The 16,417-nt window shown below is 60.9% G+C and carries 19 protein-coding genes and 1 pseudogene; 14 read left to right on the top strand and 6 right to left on the bottom strand.

Features of this window, described 5'->3' with window-relative positions:
- Positions 1–425: 425 nt before the first annotated feature.
- From IQ16_RS39490 to IQ16_RS39505, 4 genes are all read left to right on the top strand, one after another.
- Positions 426–2,084 (top strand): type II and III secretion system protein family protein, encoded by a 1,659-nt coding sequence (locus IQ16_RS39490; protein ID WP_018646296.1) that lies wholly within the window; start codon positions 426–428, stop codon positions 2,082–2,084.
- A gap of 12 nt (positions 2,085–2,096) precedes the next feature.
- On the top strand, positions 2,097–2,495 hold the full coding sequence (locus IQ16_RS39495; protein ID WP_018646295.1) for a hypothetical protein: 399 nt from the start codon (positions 2,097–2,099) through the stop codon (positions 2,493–2,495).
- Positions 2,496–2,701: 206 nt separating this feature from the next.
- A complete protein-coding gene (locus IQ16_RS39500) occupies positions 2,702–3,238 on the top strand; it encodes a tetratricopeptide repeat protein (RefSeq protein ID WP_018646294.1) in 537 nt (178 codons plus the stop codon).
- A 176-nt stretch (positions 3,239–3,414) separates the two neighbouring features.
- A complete protein-coding gene (locus IQ16_RS39505) occupies positions 3,415–3,912 on the top strand; it encodes a hypothetical protein (protein ID WP_244636048.1) in 498 nt (165 codons plus the stop codon).
- Here IQ16_RS39505 and IQ16_RS39510 read toward each other — a convergent pair whose 3' ends face one another.
- Positions 3,913–6,165 carry a spermidine synthase gene (locus IQ16_RS39510; protein WP_018646292.1) on the bottom strand — a complete coding sequence of 751 codons (2,253 nt, stop codon included), beginning with the start codon at positions 6,163–6,165 and terminating at the stop codon, positions 3,913–3,915.
- 221 nt (positions 6,166–6,386) lie between these two features.
- Entirely contained in the window at positions 6,387–7,469 is a 1,083-nt protein-coding gene (locus tag IQ16_RS39515) for an acyltransferase family protein (RefSeq protein WP_035667489.1), read from the bottom strand.
- Positions 7,470–8,203: 734 nt separating this feature from the next.
- Here IQ16_RS39515 and IQ16_RS39520 point away from each other — a divergent pair.
- The 5 genes from IQ16_RS39520 to IQ16_RS39540 all read left to right on the top strand — a co-directional run bounded on the left by IQ16_RS39520 (position 8,204) and on the right by IQ16_RS39540 (position 11,616).
- Complete coding sequence (locus tag IQ16_RS39520; RefSeq protein ID WP_145832137.1) at positions 8,204–8,479, top strand: hypothetical protein; 276 nt, start codon at positions 8,204–8,206, stop codon at positions 8,477–8,479.
- A 194-nt stretch (positions 8,480–8,673) separates the two neighbouring features.
- Entirely contained in the window at positions 8,674–9,759 is a 1,086-nt protein-coding gene (locus tag IQ16_RS39525; RefSeq protein ID WP_145832138.1) for a hypothetical protein, read from the top strand.
- Positions 9,760–10,459: 700 nt separating this feature from the next.
- Positions 10,460–10,759 carry a pilus assembly protein PilZ gene (locus tag IQ16_RS39530; protein WP_018646288.1) on the top strand — a complete coding sequence of 100 codons (300 nt, stop codon included), beginning with the start codon at positions 10,460–10,462 and terminating at the stop codon, positions 10,757–10,759.
- Between the two features lie 6 nt (positions 10,760–10,765).
- Positions 10,766–11,008: a PilZ domain-containing protein gene (locus IQ16_RS39535; RefSeq protein ID WP_018646287.1), complete on the top strand. Its 243-nt coding sequence runs from the start codon at positions 10,766–10,768 to the stop codon at positions 11,006–11,008.
- A gap of 263 nt (positions 11,009–11,271) precedes the next feature.
- The gene (locus tag IQ16_RS39540; protein WP_018646286.1) at positions 11,272–11,616 is read left to right on the top strand and encodes a hypothetical protein; all 345 of its coding nucleotides are present in this window, start codon (positions 11,272–11,274) and stop codon (positions 11,614–11,616) included.
- A gap of 56 nt (positions 11,617–11,672) precedes the next feature.
- Here the strand turns inward: IQ16_RS39540 and IQ16_RS39545 are convergent, their stop codons facing one another.
- Complete coding sequence (locus IQ16_RS39545; protein WP_145832139.1) at positions 11,673–12,032, bottom strand: hypothetical protein; 360 nt, start codon at positions 12,030–12,032, stop codon at positions 11,673–11,675.
- 200 nt (positions 12,033–12,232) lie between these two features.
- Between IQ16_RS39545 and IQ16_RS39550 the strand changes: the two genes are divergently transcribed.
- Complete coding sequence (locus IQ16_RS39550) at positions 12,233–12,448, top strand: hypothetical protein (protein WP_080648148.1); 216 nt, start codon at positions 12,233–12,235, stop codon at positions 12,446–12,448.
- Between the two features lie 12 nt (positions 12,449–12,460).
- Here the strand turns inward: IQ16_RS39550 and IQ16_RS39555 are convergent, their stop codons facing one another.
- On the bottom strand, positions 12,461–13,474 hold the full coding sequence (locus IQ16_RS39555) for a hypothetical protein (protein ID WP_018646285.1): 1,014 nt from the start codon (positions 13,472–13,474) through the stop codon (positions 12,461–12,463).
- 98 nt (positions 13,475–13,572) lie between these two features.
- Between IQ16_RS39555 and IQ16_RS39560 the strand changes: the two genes are divergently transcribed.
- Entirely contained in the window at positions 13,573–13,845 is a 273-nt protein-coding gene (locus IQ16_RS39560; RefSeq protein WP_018646284.1) for a hypothetical protein, read from the top strand.
- 25 nt (positions 13,846–13,870) lie between these two features.
- Here the strand turns inward: IQ16_RS39560 and IQ16_RS39565 are convergent, their stop codons facing one another.
- Positions 13,871–14,239 (bottom strand): hypothetical protein, encoded by a 369-nt coding sequence (locus tag IQ16_RS39565; protein WP_026312504.1) that lies wholly within the window; start codon positions 14,237–14,239, stop codon positions 13,871–13,873.
- A gap of 694 nt (positions 14,240–14,933) precedes the next feature.
- Here IQ16_RS39565 and IQ16_RS39570 point away from each other — a divergent pair.
- Positions 14,934–15,434 carry a hypothetical protein gene (locus IQ16_RS39570; RefSeq protein ID WP_145832140.1) on the top strand — a complete coding sequence of 167 codons (501 nt, stop codon included), beginning with the start codon at positions 14,934–14,936 and terminating at the stop codon, positions 15,432–15,434.
- 109 nt (positions 15,435–15,543) lie between these two features.
- The gene (locus tag IQ16_RS39575) at positions 15,544–15,918 is read left to right on the top strand and encodes a hypothetical protein (protein WP_145832141.1); all 375 of its coding nucleotides are present in this window, start codon (positions 15,544–15,546) and stop codon (positions 15,916–15,918) included.
- A gap of 56 nt (positions 15,919–15,974) precedes the next feature.
- Here the strand turns inward: IQ16_RS39575 and IQ16_RS47415 are convergent, their stop codons facing one another.
- Complete coding sequence (locus tag IQ16_RS47415) at positions 15,975–16,109, bottom strand: hypothetical protein (protein ID WP_283812206.1); 135 nt, start codon at positions 16,107–16,109, stop codon at positions 15,975–15,977.
- A 172-nt stretch (positions 16,110–16,281) separates the two neighbouring features.
- Here IQ16_RS47415 and IQ16_RS39580 point away from each other — a divergent pair.
- Positions 16,282–16,417, top strand: a pseudogene (locus IQ16_RS39580) (IS5/IS1182 family transposase); the annotation flags it as partial.

Consider the following 16,417-nt stretch of genomic DNA (forward strand, 5'->3'; position numbering starts at 1 on the left):
GGGTGCCGTGAAGCAAGAATCACGGGAGCCAGTTCCCGCTCAGACTTGATCTGATTGCCAGCTTGGGCTGCTAAACGTCTGCAATCCGTGCCCAGTGACGGTCGGCGGGCGGCCAAAGTGGTGCGCACTGGCAACATCGGAGAGTTTTCTTTGGCGTTGCCACAGCCCGGTGACTGTCTTTCCTTGCAAACGGCGCGTGCGGCGGGGGATTATCTCCACGTCGCGTTTCGCGGCTGGCGGGTGGCCGGGCCGGGTCCCGGGCAGGCGGTGGCTCCACGCGCCAGGAATGAGAGTTTGCAAGTAACTATTTGTAATCGGACCCATTGTAAGCTCCGCGGCGTGATGTGCGAAGGAGAGTGGCCAGAACGCCGGGGGTCGTAAATTTACGGGATGTAGCCGCGATCTCCGCGGCGGAGGGATTCGGAATGAGTGGCGGTCGCGTGTGGGGTAACGCGGAACGTGGTCTTTTCGCCGTAAGCCTGGTGGCTCTTGGCGCTGCGCTCGCCTTTCTCCCGTCGGCGGATAGCGCGCGGGCGGCTGAGCGTCGGGACTCTTCCAGCGGCGTCTTTGTCAGCGAGATGAACGACGTCCAGCGGGTCAGGGTGACGGTCAACAAGTCGCGCACCTTCAGGGTCGATACGGCATTTGCGTCGATCGTCGCGGGCTCGCCTGACATCGTGGACGTGAAGTCGCTGACCGACCACCTCATCTATGTCCAGGGCAAGAAGACCGGCACCACCAACGTCATCCTGTTCGACAGCTCGATGAAGCAGATCGGCATTCTCGACGTCGAGGTGACCGTCGACATCGGTAACCTGCAGCAGAACATCCAGAACGGCACGGGCACGCGCGGCATTCGCGTTTCGGCATCCCAGGGCCAGGTGGTGCTGAGCGGAATGGCCGCCGATGCGGTCGCCGCGGAGCGGGCGCTGACGATTGCCAAGGGCATCGTTCCCGAGGGCGGCATCGTCGTCAACGCCATGAGCGTTGCGGCACCGCAGCAGGTGATGCTCGAGGTGCGCTTCCTCGAGGTCAACCGGCAGGCCGGCCGTGATCTCGGTGTCAACCTTTATGCGGCGAACGCCAACGGCACCAACGTTGCGAATACGGGACGGGGATCGTTGAACACGGCAGCGGGGCGGGATCCTATTGGTGGTATCAATACCGCAAATGGCCCCCTAGGCACGGGAGGGGGGGCCGTGGGCGCTCCTCCCACAGGCAGCCTTCCCCTGCTTGCTACGGCAGGCACGCTCATAGGTTCCGCCGGCGGCATAGCCCCAGCCCCGTTCGGAAGCCTGCTGACCAGCATCTTGAGGACCAGCAACGGCGGATCGGTGGACCTGCTGATTACGGCCCTGGAAACCAAGGGATTGGCTCGCCGGCTGGCAGAGCCGAATTTGACCACGCTTTCCGGAGATGCCGCGCGCTTCCTGGCCGGCGGCGAGTTTCCGGTCCCGATTCCGAGCAACACGACGAGCGGCTTCCCCACTGTCACGATCGAGTACAAGAAGTTCGGTGTCGAGCTGGCCTTCGTGCCCACCGTGCTCTCGCGCGGCGTGATCAACCTCCGTGTCGAGCCCTCGGTCAGCGAGCTTGATTTCGCCAATGCGATCTCGATCCAGGGCACCACTGTTCCGTCACTGACCCGCCGCGACGCGCGCACCACCGTCGAACTGCGCGACGGCCAGAGCTTTGCGATCGCCGGCCTCTTGCAGACCCGCAACCGGCAGGACGTCTCGCAACTACCCTGGATCGGCTCGGTGCCCGTGATTGGAACCCTGTTCAGCAGCAAGTCGTACCAGCAGGAAGAAACCGATCTCGTCATCATCGTGACGCCGCGGTTGGTCGCGCCTGCGGCGCCCGGCCAGCAACTGGCATCGCCGCTCGACTCGCGCCTGCCGGCCAACGACGTCGACTTCTTCCTCAATGGCCAGATGGAAGTCCGCAAGCGTTACGACGACTACGTCAATTCCGGCGGCGAAGTGAAAGGGCCTTACGGCCACATCATCGCGCCCAATGCGATCGTGCCTGTTCCGCCACCGGCCGTTGGTGCAAACCAGCCGGTCGTGAAGACCCTGAACTAGAGGAGGCGAGGGATGACCATCAGGTATCTGGCACTGCTCGCGCCCTTGCTGCTCGGCGGCTGCTACGGCGTGTATGGGCATGACGAGATGGACCGTTACTTCCAGCGGTCCGACACCATCACGATGAGCGCCGGCAACGCCAAGGAAGTCAATGCTGCCACCCACACGATCCATCCATGGCCCCGATACGTCGGCGATCGCAGGATCGCGTACGACGCCCGGCGCACGGGCGGAGCCATAACCCGCTACGGCAATCAGCAGCGTCCGCTTGATCAGCTTCCGGACATGGGTGAACCGACAAGGGCGATGGGCCAGCCGCCGCCCGTCACCACGATTCAGAATGTCAACGCAACCGGATTGGGAGCGGGGACCGGAGGATCGGTGGCCGTCGGGGTCGGAGGGGGCAGGTAAGGAGCCGAAGATCTCGATCCCTCGAGCGCAACCGATCCCATTGGATCGGGCTGATCGAGGCAGGGGCGGGACTTCGGAGCCGGGGATGTGAAGGTCTGTTCGTGGCGTAGCCGTTTCGGTCGCGCCGCCTGTTACTCGTAGGTTGTTTCGCGATGATCTTTGGAACGATGCAGGGAGTTCGCCGGGGCTGGAGCACGGGACGCGCATTGCGTCGTCTCGTTCCGGCGCTCGCCTGTTGCTGGCTGGCGGTGGGCCTTGCCGCCTGCGACTACACGACGCGGGAGGCCGCGATCGTCGCCCCCGTGGATCCGCCGGGCGGCGACCCCGTACAAGAGCCGACCGACGTCAAATACTATCCCTCCGACGAGCCCGTGCGGGTCGGGCTGGAGCATTTCAACCGCGGCAACTACGGAATGGCCCAGCGCTACTTCAGGGACGCGGTCGAGAAGTCGCCGAAGGACGTGACCGCTTGGGTTGGGCTCGCGGCAAGCTATGACAGGATACGCAGGTTCGATCTTGCCGATCAGGCCTATGCGCAGGCGATCCGGCTTGGCGGCGAGACCGTGCAGATCCTGAATGACCAGGGATATTCCCTCATGCTGCGCGGCAATCTGAATGGCGCGCGGCGCAAGTTCGAGAAGGCGTATTCGCTCGATCCGGGCAACCCGGTCATCGCCAACAACCTTGAGCTTCTCAACGGTAGCCGGAAGTTCATCGAACGGCCGCCGAACAATCAGCCATGAGCTGAGAATCTTGCCGCAGTAGCCTGTTTTTAATGATGTTTTTGTACTTGGTGGCTCCGGTGCAGGGACGCGTTAAGACAAGTTAAATGCTTTGGAACTAAGAAAAGCCAAACGTTTTCATACGTATGGCTTGTTTCATGAATCGCCTTTTCAAGCTGCAATTCATCGGTCCGTGCGTGCTGTTCGCGGCCACCCTTGGCGCCGAGCTGGCGGTGCAGGCCCTGCAATATGCGCCGAGCTCCGAACTGCTCTGGTTCGTCAATCTCCGGATCTTCGGCATCTTCCAACGCAGCCACGCATTGCTCAGCGGGATTGTTGGGATCGACGGTTTCCAGCTCTTCGGCGTCGCGCTGCCGCTGTTCCTGCTGGCCTGCCTCGGGCTCGCAGCCAACGCCAGGCCCGCGTTCACCATCGCAACGCACCTGAGCGCAGGTTATGCGGGATTTCTGCTCTTCGCCTGGCAGTCGGGCGTGCCGACCACGGCGCAAGCATCGCTTGGACCGTTCGCGGTCCCGACCGGTGCCGGCCTGTACGTCATGGCGACGATTCTTGGGGCTTGCCTTCTGTCCTTTGCGATCACGCACCTGCTGTATTTCCAGGCCGTTGGAAAGGAAATTGGAGCCTTGGGCAGGTGGCTGCGGCCCCGCCGGACGGCTGCGGCAACCGAGGTCTGATCAGCGCCTGAACTTCCGGTCGATTACGGCGCCGAGGACGTTGGCATAGTCGTCGGTCCAGGCCGTGCGCGAGTTGGGATCGAGGCGCTTCCATCCTGGCTGCGCCGGCAGATCACCGAGATCCTGCACGTCCCGAGCAAGCACGACCACCTGTGTGCGCGTCCGCGTATCGTCGTCGCCGTGGTTCGTTGGAATTTCATCCTTGCCGAAAGCGACGAGGCCTTCCGCAGCGCCGACCGCGGCTGTCGGTCCCCACAGCGACATATGCTGATTCGAGATGTGCACCACGATGACGCCGTGCGCGGTCAGGTGCGACAGATATCCGGCGAACGCCTCGCGCGTGAGCAGGTGCACGGGAATTGCGTCGGAGGAGAACGCGTCGAGCACGATGAGATCATAGTGCTCCGGTGACGCCGAGAGCGTCAGCCGCGCGTCCCCGAGCACGATGCGCGTGTGCTGGCCGCATTCCGACAGGAAACGGAACAGCGCCGGGTCGCTTGCGATGCGGGCCACATGTGGGTCGAGCTCGAAGAAGGTCCATGCCTCGCCGTCCCGCCGATGACAGGCGAGACTGCCGGTGCCGAGCCCAACGGCCGCGACGCGCGCCAGCCGTCCTTGCGCGGCGCGGGCCGCTGCGATGGCGTCGCCGATCGGTCCGCCGAAATAGTAATACATCGTTGGTTCGGGACGGCCGCGCACCCGTGTCCCGTCGTTGTTGCGAACGCGTTCGGCACCATGTGCGGTCGTTCCGTGCATCAGGAGACGGACTCTCCCCGCGGGGTCCTCGACCACGCGATGCACGCCGAAGAAGCTGCGGTCTTGCTCGATCGGCGAGAGGAGTGGATCGAGCTTGGCAATCGCGAAGGCGAGCGCCGCCAGGCCGAAGAACAACGCCGGTTGCCGTCGCAGCAGCAGCATGCCGCCGGCGAGGACAATGAGCGCGATTTCGGTTGGCACCACGGCGCCGGCCGGCATGCGAAAGCGGAACCACGTCATGGCGACGATCGCCGCTGCCAATACGAGACCGGGGCTGCTATGCCGTAGAAACCGGCCTGGCCCGCCGGCAAACGCACCGGGCATTGCCAGTAGCACTGCAAGGACAAGGATTGGGTATTCGGCGACGCCGTTGAACGTATGCGGCGCGATCAGCCCGGCGTAGATTCCACCGATCATCCCGCCGAACGAGGTCCACAGATAGAATTCCGTAAGTCGCGCCGGCGCCGGTCGGCGGCGATAAAGCTCGCCATGGCACGCCAGCGCAAGCACGAAGAAGGCCGCCAGATGCATCATCAGCAGCGCACTCAAATACGGCCGAGCCAGCGCCGACGCAGTGACGATCACAGCCACAGTGGCGAACGGCACCATGCGCAATACCCGCTCATGTTCCACCCAGGCACGGTCGCGGAAGATCGCCACGAAGGTCAGGAGGTAGAGCGATAGCGGCAGAACCCATAGAAATGGCGCTGCCGCAAGATCGACCGAGATCGCCGCCGTGACCGCGACCACGAGGCCCGCAGGGATCGCGGCCAGCAAGGTCCACATCGCGCGTTCGGCTATTTTGGAAACGGCGGTCGTGTCCGCGGTTGTCTCACGGATCGCAGGCTTGTCCGCGGTGGCGACCATCACCGCCGCCGTCGCAATCAGCAGGACCAGGAGGAAATAGCCGACCGACCATGCGTGAACCTGCGAGTGTAGCGTGACCAGCGGCTCGACGATGAAGGGATAAGTCATGAGGGCCGCGAACGACCCCAGATTGGACGCAGCATAGAGCAAATAGGGGTTTGCCACGTGGGGATGACCGCTCGCTGCGAACCAGTTCTGCAGCAGTGGGGCGGTCGCGGCGAGCGCGACGAACGGCAGGCCGATCGATGCGGCGAACAAGCTCAGCAGCCAGAGTTCGAGCCCTTCCTGCGGCGGAGCCTCGAAGCCGTAAGCAATGCGGATCGGCAATGTGGTGGCGGCAATCGCTAGCAGGCCAAGATGGACGAGGGCCGAGAGACCCGGCGAGAGCATGCGGCAGAGCAGGTGCGCATAGGCGTAGCCCACCAACAGTGCCGACTGGAAGAAGACCATTGCGACTGACCAGATCGCGGCCGCGCCGCCGAGCCGCGGCAGCACCATCTTTGCGAACATCGGCTGGATCGCGAACAGCAACAACGCCGAGAGGAAAAGCGCCACGGGATATACCAGTGGCGCAAAGCGCACGGTCCGCAGGGATATCGCTCGAAGATTGACCTGGTCATCGAAAGACATGGAGTTTTTAACTCGTGTGGGGCACGCGGTGCCAAATCGACGCGTTAAAATTGCGAACGACAGAAACCGAAGAGGCTTCGAAATCACCGCGATACTTGCTGCGGCACCCAATGAAAAACGCGTTCAAGGTAGCATGATCAGATGGATTCAGGAAATCTGCTCGCCTTCTTTCGTCGATCGTCGGTATCTGGGGTGACCAGCGCTGATTGGCTGGATCTTGCTCAAATTGGAACGTGACGGAATTGAATGCCACGAAGTGCGTTGCGGGCTGGCATTTCAATCGCAAAGTAAGTGCCAACGGGCACGACAGCTGTCGCCGCAGCCAGCATCACGTAAACGGCGAGTGGCCAGGCGGCAGGCTCGCCGAACAAGGCCACCGCGCCGAGGAAAATGACAAAGTGGGTCATGTAGATCGAGTACGAAATCACGCCGAGGAAATGCAATGGCTTCGAGCCGAGCAACCGCGACGTGATCGAAGTCGGGTCCGTTGCTGCAAGTACGACGAAGGGATAGACGACTATCAGCGCGTGTGAATTGGCCAGTCCGCAATAAGCCAGCACCACAACGAATGCGATTCCACACCAGATCAATGTAGCAAATTTTGTGGAGGCCACATAAAGCCCGTCGCGCTTCTGGAAGCTTGCAAACGCAGCCCACCCGGCTGTGAATCCCAACGCCCCACGAGCCAGCGCAATCCAGTCACTCCACGGGCTCTTTGCAACGTGGAGCTGCGGAGTGACCAATCGATCATCATAGAAAAACGCGAATAAGAAGAAGGAGGCGGATGTCGCGACAACAATGCAGAGCAGCCTGGTCGATGTTGACGGTAGCGCTTTCTGGAAGAGCAGAATAGGGAACAACAGCAAGTAGCAGAACCATTCGATAGATAGGGACCACGCCGGGGTGTCCCAATGGACGCCTGAGCCGATCACCGGCCACGCATTCAACATCGCCAGCTGCAATGTGAAATCTGAGACCGCAGTTCGGATAGGGTAGCTGATCGGATTGATGACAACGGGCCAGACGTAAAGAGCGCCGGCTGCGATCAAGCAGACTAGATATAACGGGTAGATTCGAGCGACGCGAGCTGTCAGGTAAGTCGAAAACCTAAACATCTCCGGATTGTAGACGTAGGATAAGGTGAAGCCGCTAAGGCAAAAGAACAGATCGACGGCGTTGTGCCACATGAATGGGGTGCCGGAGTAGCCGGGAATGGTGTTCTGAAAATGTGCAAGAGCAACAGCAATCGCGGCTAACCCGCGAAGTCCCGTTAGCGCCCGCAGCTCCGGCCGCGAATCTTGCATTGGTTTGCCCCCCGTCGTTAAGGCCACCAACGTCGAGAGGGCGACGCAATCCAGAAAGATATCTCTGTGATGACCGGTCGCTCGCCGTTAATCCATGCCACTCCAGCTCGGGTGTGCTTCGACCTCACAATCTCGACAAGTACGATAACGGTGAGCATACCGGCAATAAAACTCAGGACAGCAATTGCCCAGACTGAACGGTTCATTTAATGCCTCATAAAGGAGCTAGCGTACCGCAGGCTTGGCGAGCGGGGAAGTGGGTGCCGACCCCGCAGAGGGCCTTTGCTCTTCAAGTCACGCCGGGGACTTTGGAGGCATGACGGAGATGCTAGTTGTCCGCAACTCCGCGAGGGTGGTTGCGCCTAAATGGGTGACTAAGTCGGCCTAGCATCCTTCACCGCATCTAATGATTATTGGCTGCCGCCGCGGTCGGCATACGATCCAAAGCCACGTTGCCGACTGCGATCAGTTCGCCTCGGTTGTCATCTCGTTCTGGGTTGATAAGCTTGCCTGTCCCGGCCGCAAACTGGCGGGCGACTTCCGGGAAACATCGGTTTTCTTGGGATCGGCATAAGCCAAACATAAACCGTCTTGGACTTGCGAATCGGCCAATGGTTTCAGCTTGTAGGGGTACAGTTAATCCGTAAGATCACGGGGACGGGAAAAAGTAGCGTTTTTCGACTGGCAGACCATCTCACCGACGGACCAAAATGGCGGGCGTCTGGCGGCTAGGCATGAAAGCCGAAAACCAACGGGGGCGAACGGTGGATAACGACAAACTCGACGAGCGCCTCAGCTATCTGGAAGGACAAGTTTCTCGGTTACTAACGGCCCTTTGCTGCGCGCTCAGCGTCATACTCGTGTTCATCTTCTATGACCGACGTCCATTTTTCTTAGATCAGGATTACGGCACCCTATTCATAAGAATGGCTGGAGTAGTTGCATCAGCTTTCTTGGTGGGATGGCCAATCGTGAGGTGGATCGTCGGCAAGAAGTCAGAACAGCCATAGGTTGATGCAGTACAGGCGGCGGCCCATCGCGTTGTTTGGAATAGCCCGTTCGCGGGGAAGCCTCCGACGCCAATTCGCCGCGTGAGGGCAATTGCGTCTTACGATGGGGATCGATCCGAGGTGCGGATCGTGAATCTCGACTGCTTCCCGGAATAGAAGGTTCAGGATCGAGGTGCTGCCGCGCCGCCGACAGCATGGCGGGTGCCCCACGCAATCTTGACAGCCGGTACCGCAGAAACGACGATCCCGCCCCGTCGCGTTTTGAGACGGACCGCGCTTGGTTCGGGTTTGGCCGAAGGTGGCGAATGAGTACAGATAAATTGCAAGCGTTGAGCGATACCATTGCCGGCATACTCAACGAGCCGCCATCACGTGCCACTTATTTTGACCCTGAGCCCCACGACGGGGCGACTGCCGGCGAACGCGCCGCAAAGTCTTTCGACGGTCCTGCGCATGGCGCTGACGCTCCGAAAGGGAGCTTCGGAAAGCTGAGTGCTCGCGAAGCCGGCATTTCACGAAATCCGGCGCCCGAAGCGCACATCGTCCGCTCCGACGAGTACGAACGCGCCAGCAGAGCTTCCGAGCAGCCACAATCGAAGCTGGAGGCCGCAAGCCTCCGGCCCGACCTGCAGACGCTGGGCCCAAACGCGCAACGTGCCGCCGTTTCGAGCAACCGGATTTCGCTGCGAGGATGGGGCCTGTTCGGGCTTGCAGGCGTCGTGCTGGCCGCGGGAGCAGGCGCCGCCGCTGTGGTCTGGCCGGGCTCGTCCGGCGATGTCGCGAAGGTGACCTCGCAAACATCGTCTGCGACCATGGTCGCGCCGGGATCTCTACCACCGGAGTTGACCCCGCTGCTCCAATCGATGTCGCGCGATCTCGCAAGCCTGAAAAAGGAGATCGAGCAGCTCAAGCTTGGTCGCGATCAATTGGTCCGCGATAGCGCCAGTCTTGGCGAACAGCTCAAGACCAGCCAGGATCAATTGGCCCGCGCCGTTGCCAGGCTTTCCGATCAAGTGAAGGCCGGTCAGGAATTGGCGGAGCGCGACAATGCGAATGCAGCCGAGCAGATCAAGGCTGTCAGGGATCAACTGATCCGCCTGGAGCAGAATGCGGCTCCCAAGAAGCTCACGCCGCCGCCGCCGCGGACGACGGCTCCCGCCGCGCCGAAACCCGCGCCAGCGGCCTCGTCGCCGCAGGCCGCAGCTCAGCCGGCCGCCGTAAAACCGAAACCGGCGCCGACCGCGCCAGCCTCTGCGCCGGCGTCCACGCCTGCACGCTGAGACCTTGTTTTTTCGCGACGGAGGGCAAATTGGCTCTCAGGCGCGGGGAACCGCGCTGAAATTACGGCAGTATGGTTCACCGTAATAGAACGGAATCCACTTGGCATCGAAGTACCGCTAGGGTGTTGATGCCGGGGCTGGATTTCATCACGGACCATCATTTCAACCGGCAAGGGGCCGCTCTTTGAGCGGCCCCTTTCAGTTTGGCCAGGTAAATGGAAAGGAAGCCCGCCTCCGGCAAAAAAGGGCGGTGGAGGCGGGCCAAGGTCGTTTTGCGGCGCCGCTCTCCCCGGGGCTGGTAAGGGTTCCGTCGCTCGCAATGGAACCGTAGCACCGTGGAACCCTGCCTTGAAATCCGCAGGAATACCGGAACATAAAATCCAGTTAGGTCGAGTTTACGGTCGCTGATGCCGGATTTATGATCATGAATCCGGTTGAAGGCGAGGCCCCGCGAGCGGTCAGTCGGGCCACGATGAGGCCGAAGAATCCGGTTGCGATTTGCCGAAATTCGACAGGCTCATTAGCCTTTCCTGAATTTTTGTCCTGCACTATCGGGACGACGCGGCAATTTCAGTGCCGTGTGCTTCGGCCGGCGGCCGAGGGGCGTGATTTCGTAAGGGCGTCTCGCGCCGGCGGGTGGTTTGTCCGGCAGGCGGCGAGCTGCGACTCGATTGAATTTTTCAAATCCGGGTTTCGTCCTATGTCTGACTCGCTACCACCCGAAAAACGTGGAACGGCACGCATCGAGTTCTCGCGCGGCGTCGACGTGCATATGGTGGCTATCGACGGAACGTGGAGCCGGCAGTGTAAGATGACCGACGTGGCGGAAGCAGGAGCGAAGCTCAGGATTGAAGGCTCGATCGAAGGTCTTGCGCTGAAGGAGTTCTTTCTGCTGCTTTCGACAACCGGTGCGGCTTTCCGCCGCTGCGAGCTGGCCTGGATCAACGGCGACAACATTGGAGTTCACTTCCTGCGCGGCAAGAACCCGGGCAAGAGGTGAGTTGTCGTGGAGGAGCGTCGCAGACAGCAACGTGCGACAGTCGACGAGGTCGCATACATCGCCGGCGACGGATCCAGCATGCGATGCCGCGTCGTCAGTCTCTCCAATCTTGGCGCCGCCATCGAGATGGCGGACAAGGTCTACGTCAGACCCCGCATCAAGCTGATGCTGGAGAAGGATCGAATCGTCCGGGATTGCCGGGTCGTCTGGTCCAGCGGAAATCGTATCGGTGTTGAATTCCTGGATTAGGGATCGCGCGGTCGCGATACCAGCGGTGAGCATCTCGTTCCAGGCAAGAAACGGCCGTTCAGGCCGAAAACGGCGGCCATTGCCGGTGCCGGGTAGGCTCGGGCCCGCGCACCGATCACGTTTTATGGCAGATTTAATCTTTAACGACCAAGATTTAGGCTTGCATGAGGGGAGGGCCTGGACAACTGTGACTGATCCGTGGGCACATTTTAGCCTACGGCTAACGCTAGAATTTGGCTGTATCGGGTTTTTGGATTTTTCGAATGAGAACGCTGTTCATCATTCTCGGCATTTGGTTGCTGATTAACGTTCTTTTCGTCGTCTTGATGATCCCGCCGCGTAAGCCGCGGACGGCGAATGTCGTCGGCAGGTCGAGCGACGCCACGCCTGTCGCGGCCGGGATGAACTATGGCGCGACCGAAACTCAGGACGAGAGCATTTCGCTGCGCCATGTCGTCATCGCTATTGCGCTTGGCGCGTTCTTCTCGTTAACGCCGCCGCTGCTCGAAGCTTACGATGCGATCAAGGGATTGGTCAGCAAGCGTCTGCCCGGATCGAAGACCGACCGGGCTGATCCTGGTGGTGACGCGCAAGCGGGAGAGGGATGACGCGCCTTCTTCGCCTGCGCGGCATTGCGGCCGCGCAGGGAGCTCCGTCGATCAGCTCACCAATATTGGTTCATGCGATACGGCCGGGGGTACTGGCCCCGGTAGTAGATAATTCCAGGTCCGGCGACCGGCCGGTGTCGAAAGCGCGAATTGGAGAGGTCGACCGCGATCGCTCGCACGTCGTGGCCTGCAGAAGCAGGATATTCGTAACTGAAGACGTAGCCGTCGTCCGCAACGGGCGCATACTGTCCATAGAAGGACGGGCCCTGGCCGTATCCAAACCCCCACGCATTTTCGACGGTGGGAAGGCCGCCCGTTCCCATCCGCGTTCCGGCAGCAGCTGCCGATCCTGATGTCACGAGGGCGCCGATTCCAAGAAGCGCTGCCGCCGCCAGGATGTATGAAGTGCCTCGCATCGCGTTTCTCCTCTCAAATTGGGTGTCAGAAACAGGAGTAGACGCAGCTGAGGCTATCCGCTCTCGCGTGATAACGGTAGCGATTAGCGGCGCGCGCCTGGCGGTGAGTTAGCAGCTGCAAAAACGATAAGGCTTGCCTCGGTTAATCGGATCGATAGTCTTTGTCACTTTCGAGATGTTCATTTCAGCAGGGGATTCGGGTGACAAACGATACCGCTGTGTTTGATGCGTTGCGCTTCGATCCACAAGAAGGCGAGATACCGACGGGGCGGATAGGCACGCGCGAGGCAATTCTTCGAGACGGTCTGCTTGTCGATCCATCCACGCTCGCTTATTGCCCACATCAATGGATTGATGGCAGCGGTTACCTCGATCTCGATCTGACGAGACAATTTCCTTACTTGCTCGCGCTCTGAAGAACCGGACGCTCAGTTCGGCCCAAGGACGGCGTCGATCTGACGGCTGTCCCTTCTGACGATGATGATGGCTCCGTTGCGGATCGCAAATCTCGCGCCGACCAATTTGGGTATCTTTTCCGTGACCGGTGAAGGGAAGGGGATCGTCGCTCCGCCAAGCGGATCGCCAACCGCCGGCGCTGCGGTGGAGCCGACGGCTGGTGCGGGTTTGATATAGTCGCGAATGAGTTGAATCTCCTCCCGCGACAGAGTGAGAGGCGCTTGCTGCGGCGGATTGTCTGCCGTTCGTTTGCTGCGCTCTTCCCGCGCCTTCTCCTCGGCCTGCCGTGCTTTTTCCGCCTCAAACCGCGAAAGCCGCTCCTTCAGCGGCGACAGCTCTCGCTGCAGGGAGGAGATCTCCGTCTGCAGCGATTTGATCTGTCGCAGGGCAATCACGGCGCCGGCGCAGATGATGACGACCAGCAGGCTGATGAGCGCAATGACGATTCCATTGACGCTGGTTCCCCGGCTGACCGTCCGCGCCGGCGGCAGATCCTCCTCGATGTGCCGGCGCCATAGTGCAGCCAGGCGATGCAGCGGCCTGGCAATTGCTTCGAGCGTGCGAGCTCGCCAGTCGCCGCTGTCCGGCGCAGGATCTGGTTCGCGTGAGGTGAGGCGGCGGGCCATTGTTGGTGGCGGCGCAGCTCCAACTGGCGGGATTGCCGGTTCGGGAACGGCAGCCTTCGCATCCAGGTCGGCGGCGCCTGGCTTGGCCACATGATCGGGGAGGGCCCCGATGACCGAGCGGCCCGCCTCGGTGATCTCCAGGCTGTCGCCATTCACGACGGCAAGGCCGGCCTCAATCAGCTCGATTCCGGCGGAGACCTGCTGTTCGATCCGGTCTTCGATGTCACCATTCTCGTCGTGCGCCTGCAGTTGCTGCTCGAGTTCGGCAAACGCAATCCGTCCGTTCGGACGACTCGCAAGTGCGGCAAGGATGGCGAGATTGGCTTGCACGGCGACCACGATGATCAGGCAGGAGGCCAAAACCGGCGAAACCAGCGAGCAACCGGTCGGCGCTCAACTATTCGCCCGTTAGGGCCTTGATTGGAAACTCCCGCTTTGGCACTGTCGCGCATTAGCGCATGAAGATCGAGGGCAACATGCCGAAATTGCTGGCCGCAACCGCCATTTCCCTGACAGTTATGTTCGTTTCAAGCGCCGCTCACAGCGGTCCTTATCCCTTCGGCGACGAGCCGTATCGCCTGGATTTCGGTCCCGCACCGCAAATTGACGCTGGCTGCTGGAAGTGGAATTGGCAGCAGTATCAATGGAATAATTACTGCCCGGTCTATGTTCAGCCCAAGGCCTTTATGCACCCGAGGTCGCAGGGAGCCGTGTTGCGCACCAAGGGCTGATCGACTCGCCTTTAGGCTCCTCGCCCTAGTGGGCGAGGGTGCAGGCGATCTGGCTGTGTTTGCCGAAGTTCAGCAGGGCATTTTCGCGGAAGCCGTCGAGCCAGATGCCGCGTCCGGCGTAGCGATAACCGACGCCCATTGGAACCAGCCGGACATGCGCACCGCCCCGCCCGGTGTGCAGGGATGCTGTCACAACCTCACCGGCAACCGAGACCGCGATCGGGCAAAGCGGGTATTGCTTGCCATTCTCGCAGACGAACACCAGTTCGCTGCAGTTTCCGACCGCTGCGGGTGAGGCCATCAGGCCCAGATCGGCCGCGCTGGCCTGGGTCGTCCCGATGGCCAGACTCAAAAAGGCCGCTCCCCAAAGAAATCCGCTGAATCTGCTCTGCATCGCAGCCCCCAAAAGCGAGAAATATCGAACTAAAAGAGCAAAAATGCCATCAAAGGTCAATCAGCGCGGGCTTGTTTTGAAGCGCGCAGAACCCGCCGCCGCACGTCATCCCGGCGCTTCGCGCGGGGGTAGAGGATCGGCATTTTCAGGCTTTTCAGAAACCTCTCTGCGGTCACCGCTGCCGTTCGCGAGGCACATGTTCTGGCGCGGCGGATTTTTTGCGTGAGCCGCAGGATAAACTCGATTTAACCCCGCGCGTTGCGTCTCCATCTGCATGCAGACTCACGCCTCCGTCTTCGTGTATTTGCGATCGCGCCGAGCTCGTTCAGGGCTCGCCCGACTCCATTTTAATACCGGCGTGGCTTGCGAGTGGTCTGTTTGGTCGTCCGGCTCACTGTTACCGAAATGCCGCGGTCTCCGGAATTAATGCGCGTGAACTGCTCTTTAGGCCCTGGCACTGATCTTCCGTAATGGTGCGTGGTTGACCGGTTGTCGGACGCCGTGACAAGAAGTCGCGTGGGGAGCGGGAGTAGTCGCGCGCGATTCGAAACAGCAGGTCGGGCCAGCGGGTTTTCCGTAATTTAACGGATCTCTCGCGATGTTAATGTTTGCTTTACGACGGTGCCCGAACCTGAGGCCGTGCTTTCGGCCATGCGGCTATTCCTTGGGGAGCAAGCGAGCAGGTATGGAGACGATGACCACAGGCCGGCATTCAATCCTTGCGACCTCCTTCGTTCGTTGCGCCGCTCTGGCGCTACTGATCACCTCGACCACCACGATGGCCAAGGCGGATGAATTCCAGGGGCCGACCTTCCGCAAAGGTCTTTGGCACTTCGTTCGTACGCTCGATATGGTCGCTCATCGCAAGCCAAAGCACCGTTTGCTCGAGCGGGAGCTGACGGCCTGTGTCGATCCGACCGTCTCGATGAAGGCGACGTTCGCGTCTCCCTCGGTCGGCAGCTGCGTCTCTGCGAGACCCGAAAAGAAGAACAATCAATACACGTTCGCGAACCGTTGCGATTTCATGGGTCCCGTCAGCACGGTGATCACGGTTCACAGCGAGGAGTCCTACACTGAGCAGAACGAGCTGAGTGAGGGACAGATGCCGCGGGTCGAGCTGGTCGTGGCACATCGGATCGGCGATTGCGGTGCAGGCGCGGAGCAGAGCTCGGGCGCGAAGACGCTGTCTCACTGACGCTGCATCTCCGTAAGCCAACTGCCGTTTCCGCGCCGCAATAGCGGCAGGCCCTTGCGCCGCCCCCGCAGACGCGGAAATATCGCCGCGTTCGGGGATGAGGCGCGTCATGAGGCCATTGACTGGAATCGTCTGCTCCGTGGCGCTGTGCGCCGTGATTGACGCGGCGGCGGCGCAAGACACGCGACCGCCCGCCGAACAATCCGGCCTGAGCGAGCTGGTCAAGATCGACTCGTTCCAGACGACGCGGCGGGCCGACAATTACGGAATCGCAAGCTTTGTGCTGTCCAACGGCACCGACAAGAAGATCGACAGTGTCGAGCTGACCTGCTGGATGGATGACGATCGAGAGCGCGCCACGAAAGTTCTGGTGTGGGCCAACCAGCCTGTTCCCGCGCGTGCGAGCTACCAGTTCAAGAACGTCAATATCGGCGTGGTCGGACCGAACTCGCGCAGCCAATGCGAGGTCACGCGGGTGGACTGAATCCAAGCCCGGTCGAAGACGCAATGCTGGCGCCGAACCCGCAATGATGTTTTGCCCTAGATCTTCTGGCCGCCGGGTCCGGCGACGTTGACCGTAATCTTTTGAATCTCGGTCCGGCCGCCGGGATATTTGACCTCGATGGTCAGCGTATCGTCGCCGACAAAGTCCGGCGGCGATTTGTAGAAGGCCACGTAGTCGTCCGTGAAGAAGGACTAAGCCACTGATCGGGAATCTCGATTTGGGCTAAGGGGCATTTCCAGATTGCAAGGTTTTGATGCTTTGGGCGTCAGAACCTTGCGATTTGGTTTTCGTGGATTCCCTCGAAGCGGGAAGCATGATTCCTTGTCTGCATCGGAGGGAACGATGCGGCCGAAGAAGCACAAGACGACGGGATCGAACGATCTGTTCCGGGCTCGGCTCGACCAGATCATCAATATGAAGCACGAGCTGGTTCTGCTCGCCGGCAAGGTCGATTGGGACTGGATCGACGGCGAGATCG

This window comes from Bradyrhizobium huanghuaihaiense (genome assembly GCF_007830635.1).
GTDB lineage: Bacteria > Pseudomonadota > Alphaproteobacteria > Rhizobiales > Xanthobacteraceae > Bradyrhizobium > Bradyrhizobium huanghuaihaiense.

Bases quoted from the DNA above. Each gene is read 5' to 3' on its own strand.
- IQ16_RS39565 (WP_026312504.1), bottom strand. From the start codon at position 14,239: ATGCAGAGCAGATTCAGCGGATTTCTTTGGGGAGCGGCCTTTTTGAGT.
- IQ16_RS39515 (WP_035667489.1), bottom strand. From the start codon at position 7,469: ATGCAAGATTCGCGGCCGGAGCTGCGGGCGCTAACGGGACTTCGCGGG.
- IQ16_RS39545 (WP_145832139.1), bottom strand. From the start codon at position 12,032: ATGCGAGGCACTTCATACATCCTGGCGGCGGCAGCGCTTCTTGGAATC.
- IQ16_RS39575 (WP_145832141.1), top strand. From the start codon at position 15,544: ATGAGGCCATTGACTGGAATCGTCTGCTCCGTGGCGCTGTGCGCCGTG.
- IQ16_RS39540 (WP_018646286.1), top strand. From the start codon at position 11,272: ATGAGAACGCTGTTCATCATTCTCGGCATTTGGTTGCTGATTAACGTT.
- IQ16_RS39490 (WP_018646296.1), top strand. From the start codon at position 426: ATGAGTGGCGGTCGCGTGTGGGGTAACGCGGAACGTGGTCTTTTCGCC.
- IQ16_RS39520 (WP_145832137.1), top strand. From the start codon at position 8,204: ATGAAAGCCGAAAACCAACGGGGGCGAACGGTGGATAACGACAAACTC.
- IQ16_RS39530 (WP_018646288.1), top strand. From the start codon at position 10,460: ATGTCTGACTCGCTACCACCCGAAAAACGTGGAACGGCACGCATCGAG.
- IQ16_RS39570 (WP_145832140.1), top strand. From the start codon at position 14,934: ATGACCACAGGCCGGCATTCAATCCTTGCGACCTCCTTCGTTCGTTGC.
- IQ16_RS39525 (WP_145832138.1), top strand. From the start codon at position 8,674: ATGGCGGGTGCCCCACGCAATCTTGACAGCCGGTACCGCAGAAACGAC.
- IQ16_RS39510 (WP_018646292.1), bottom strand. From the start codon at position 6,165: ATGTCTTTCGATGACCAGGTCAATCTTCGAGCGATATCCCTGCGGACC.
- IQ16_RS39560 (WP_018646284.1), top strand. From the start codon at position 13,573: ATGAAGATCGAGGGCAACATGCCGAAATTGCTGGCCGCAACCGCCATT.
- IQ16_RS39495 (WP_018646295.1), top strand. From the start codon at position 2,097: ATGACCATCAGGTATCTGGCACTGCTCGCGCCCTTGCTGCTCGGCGGC.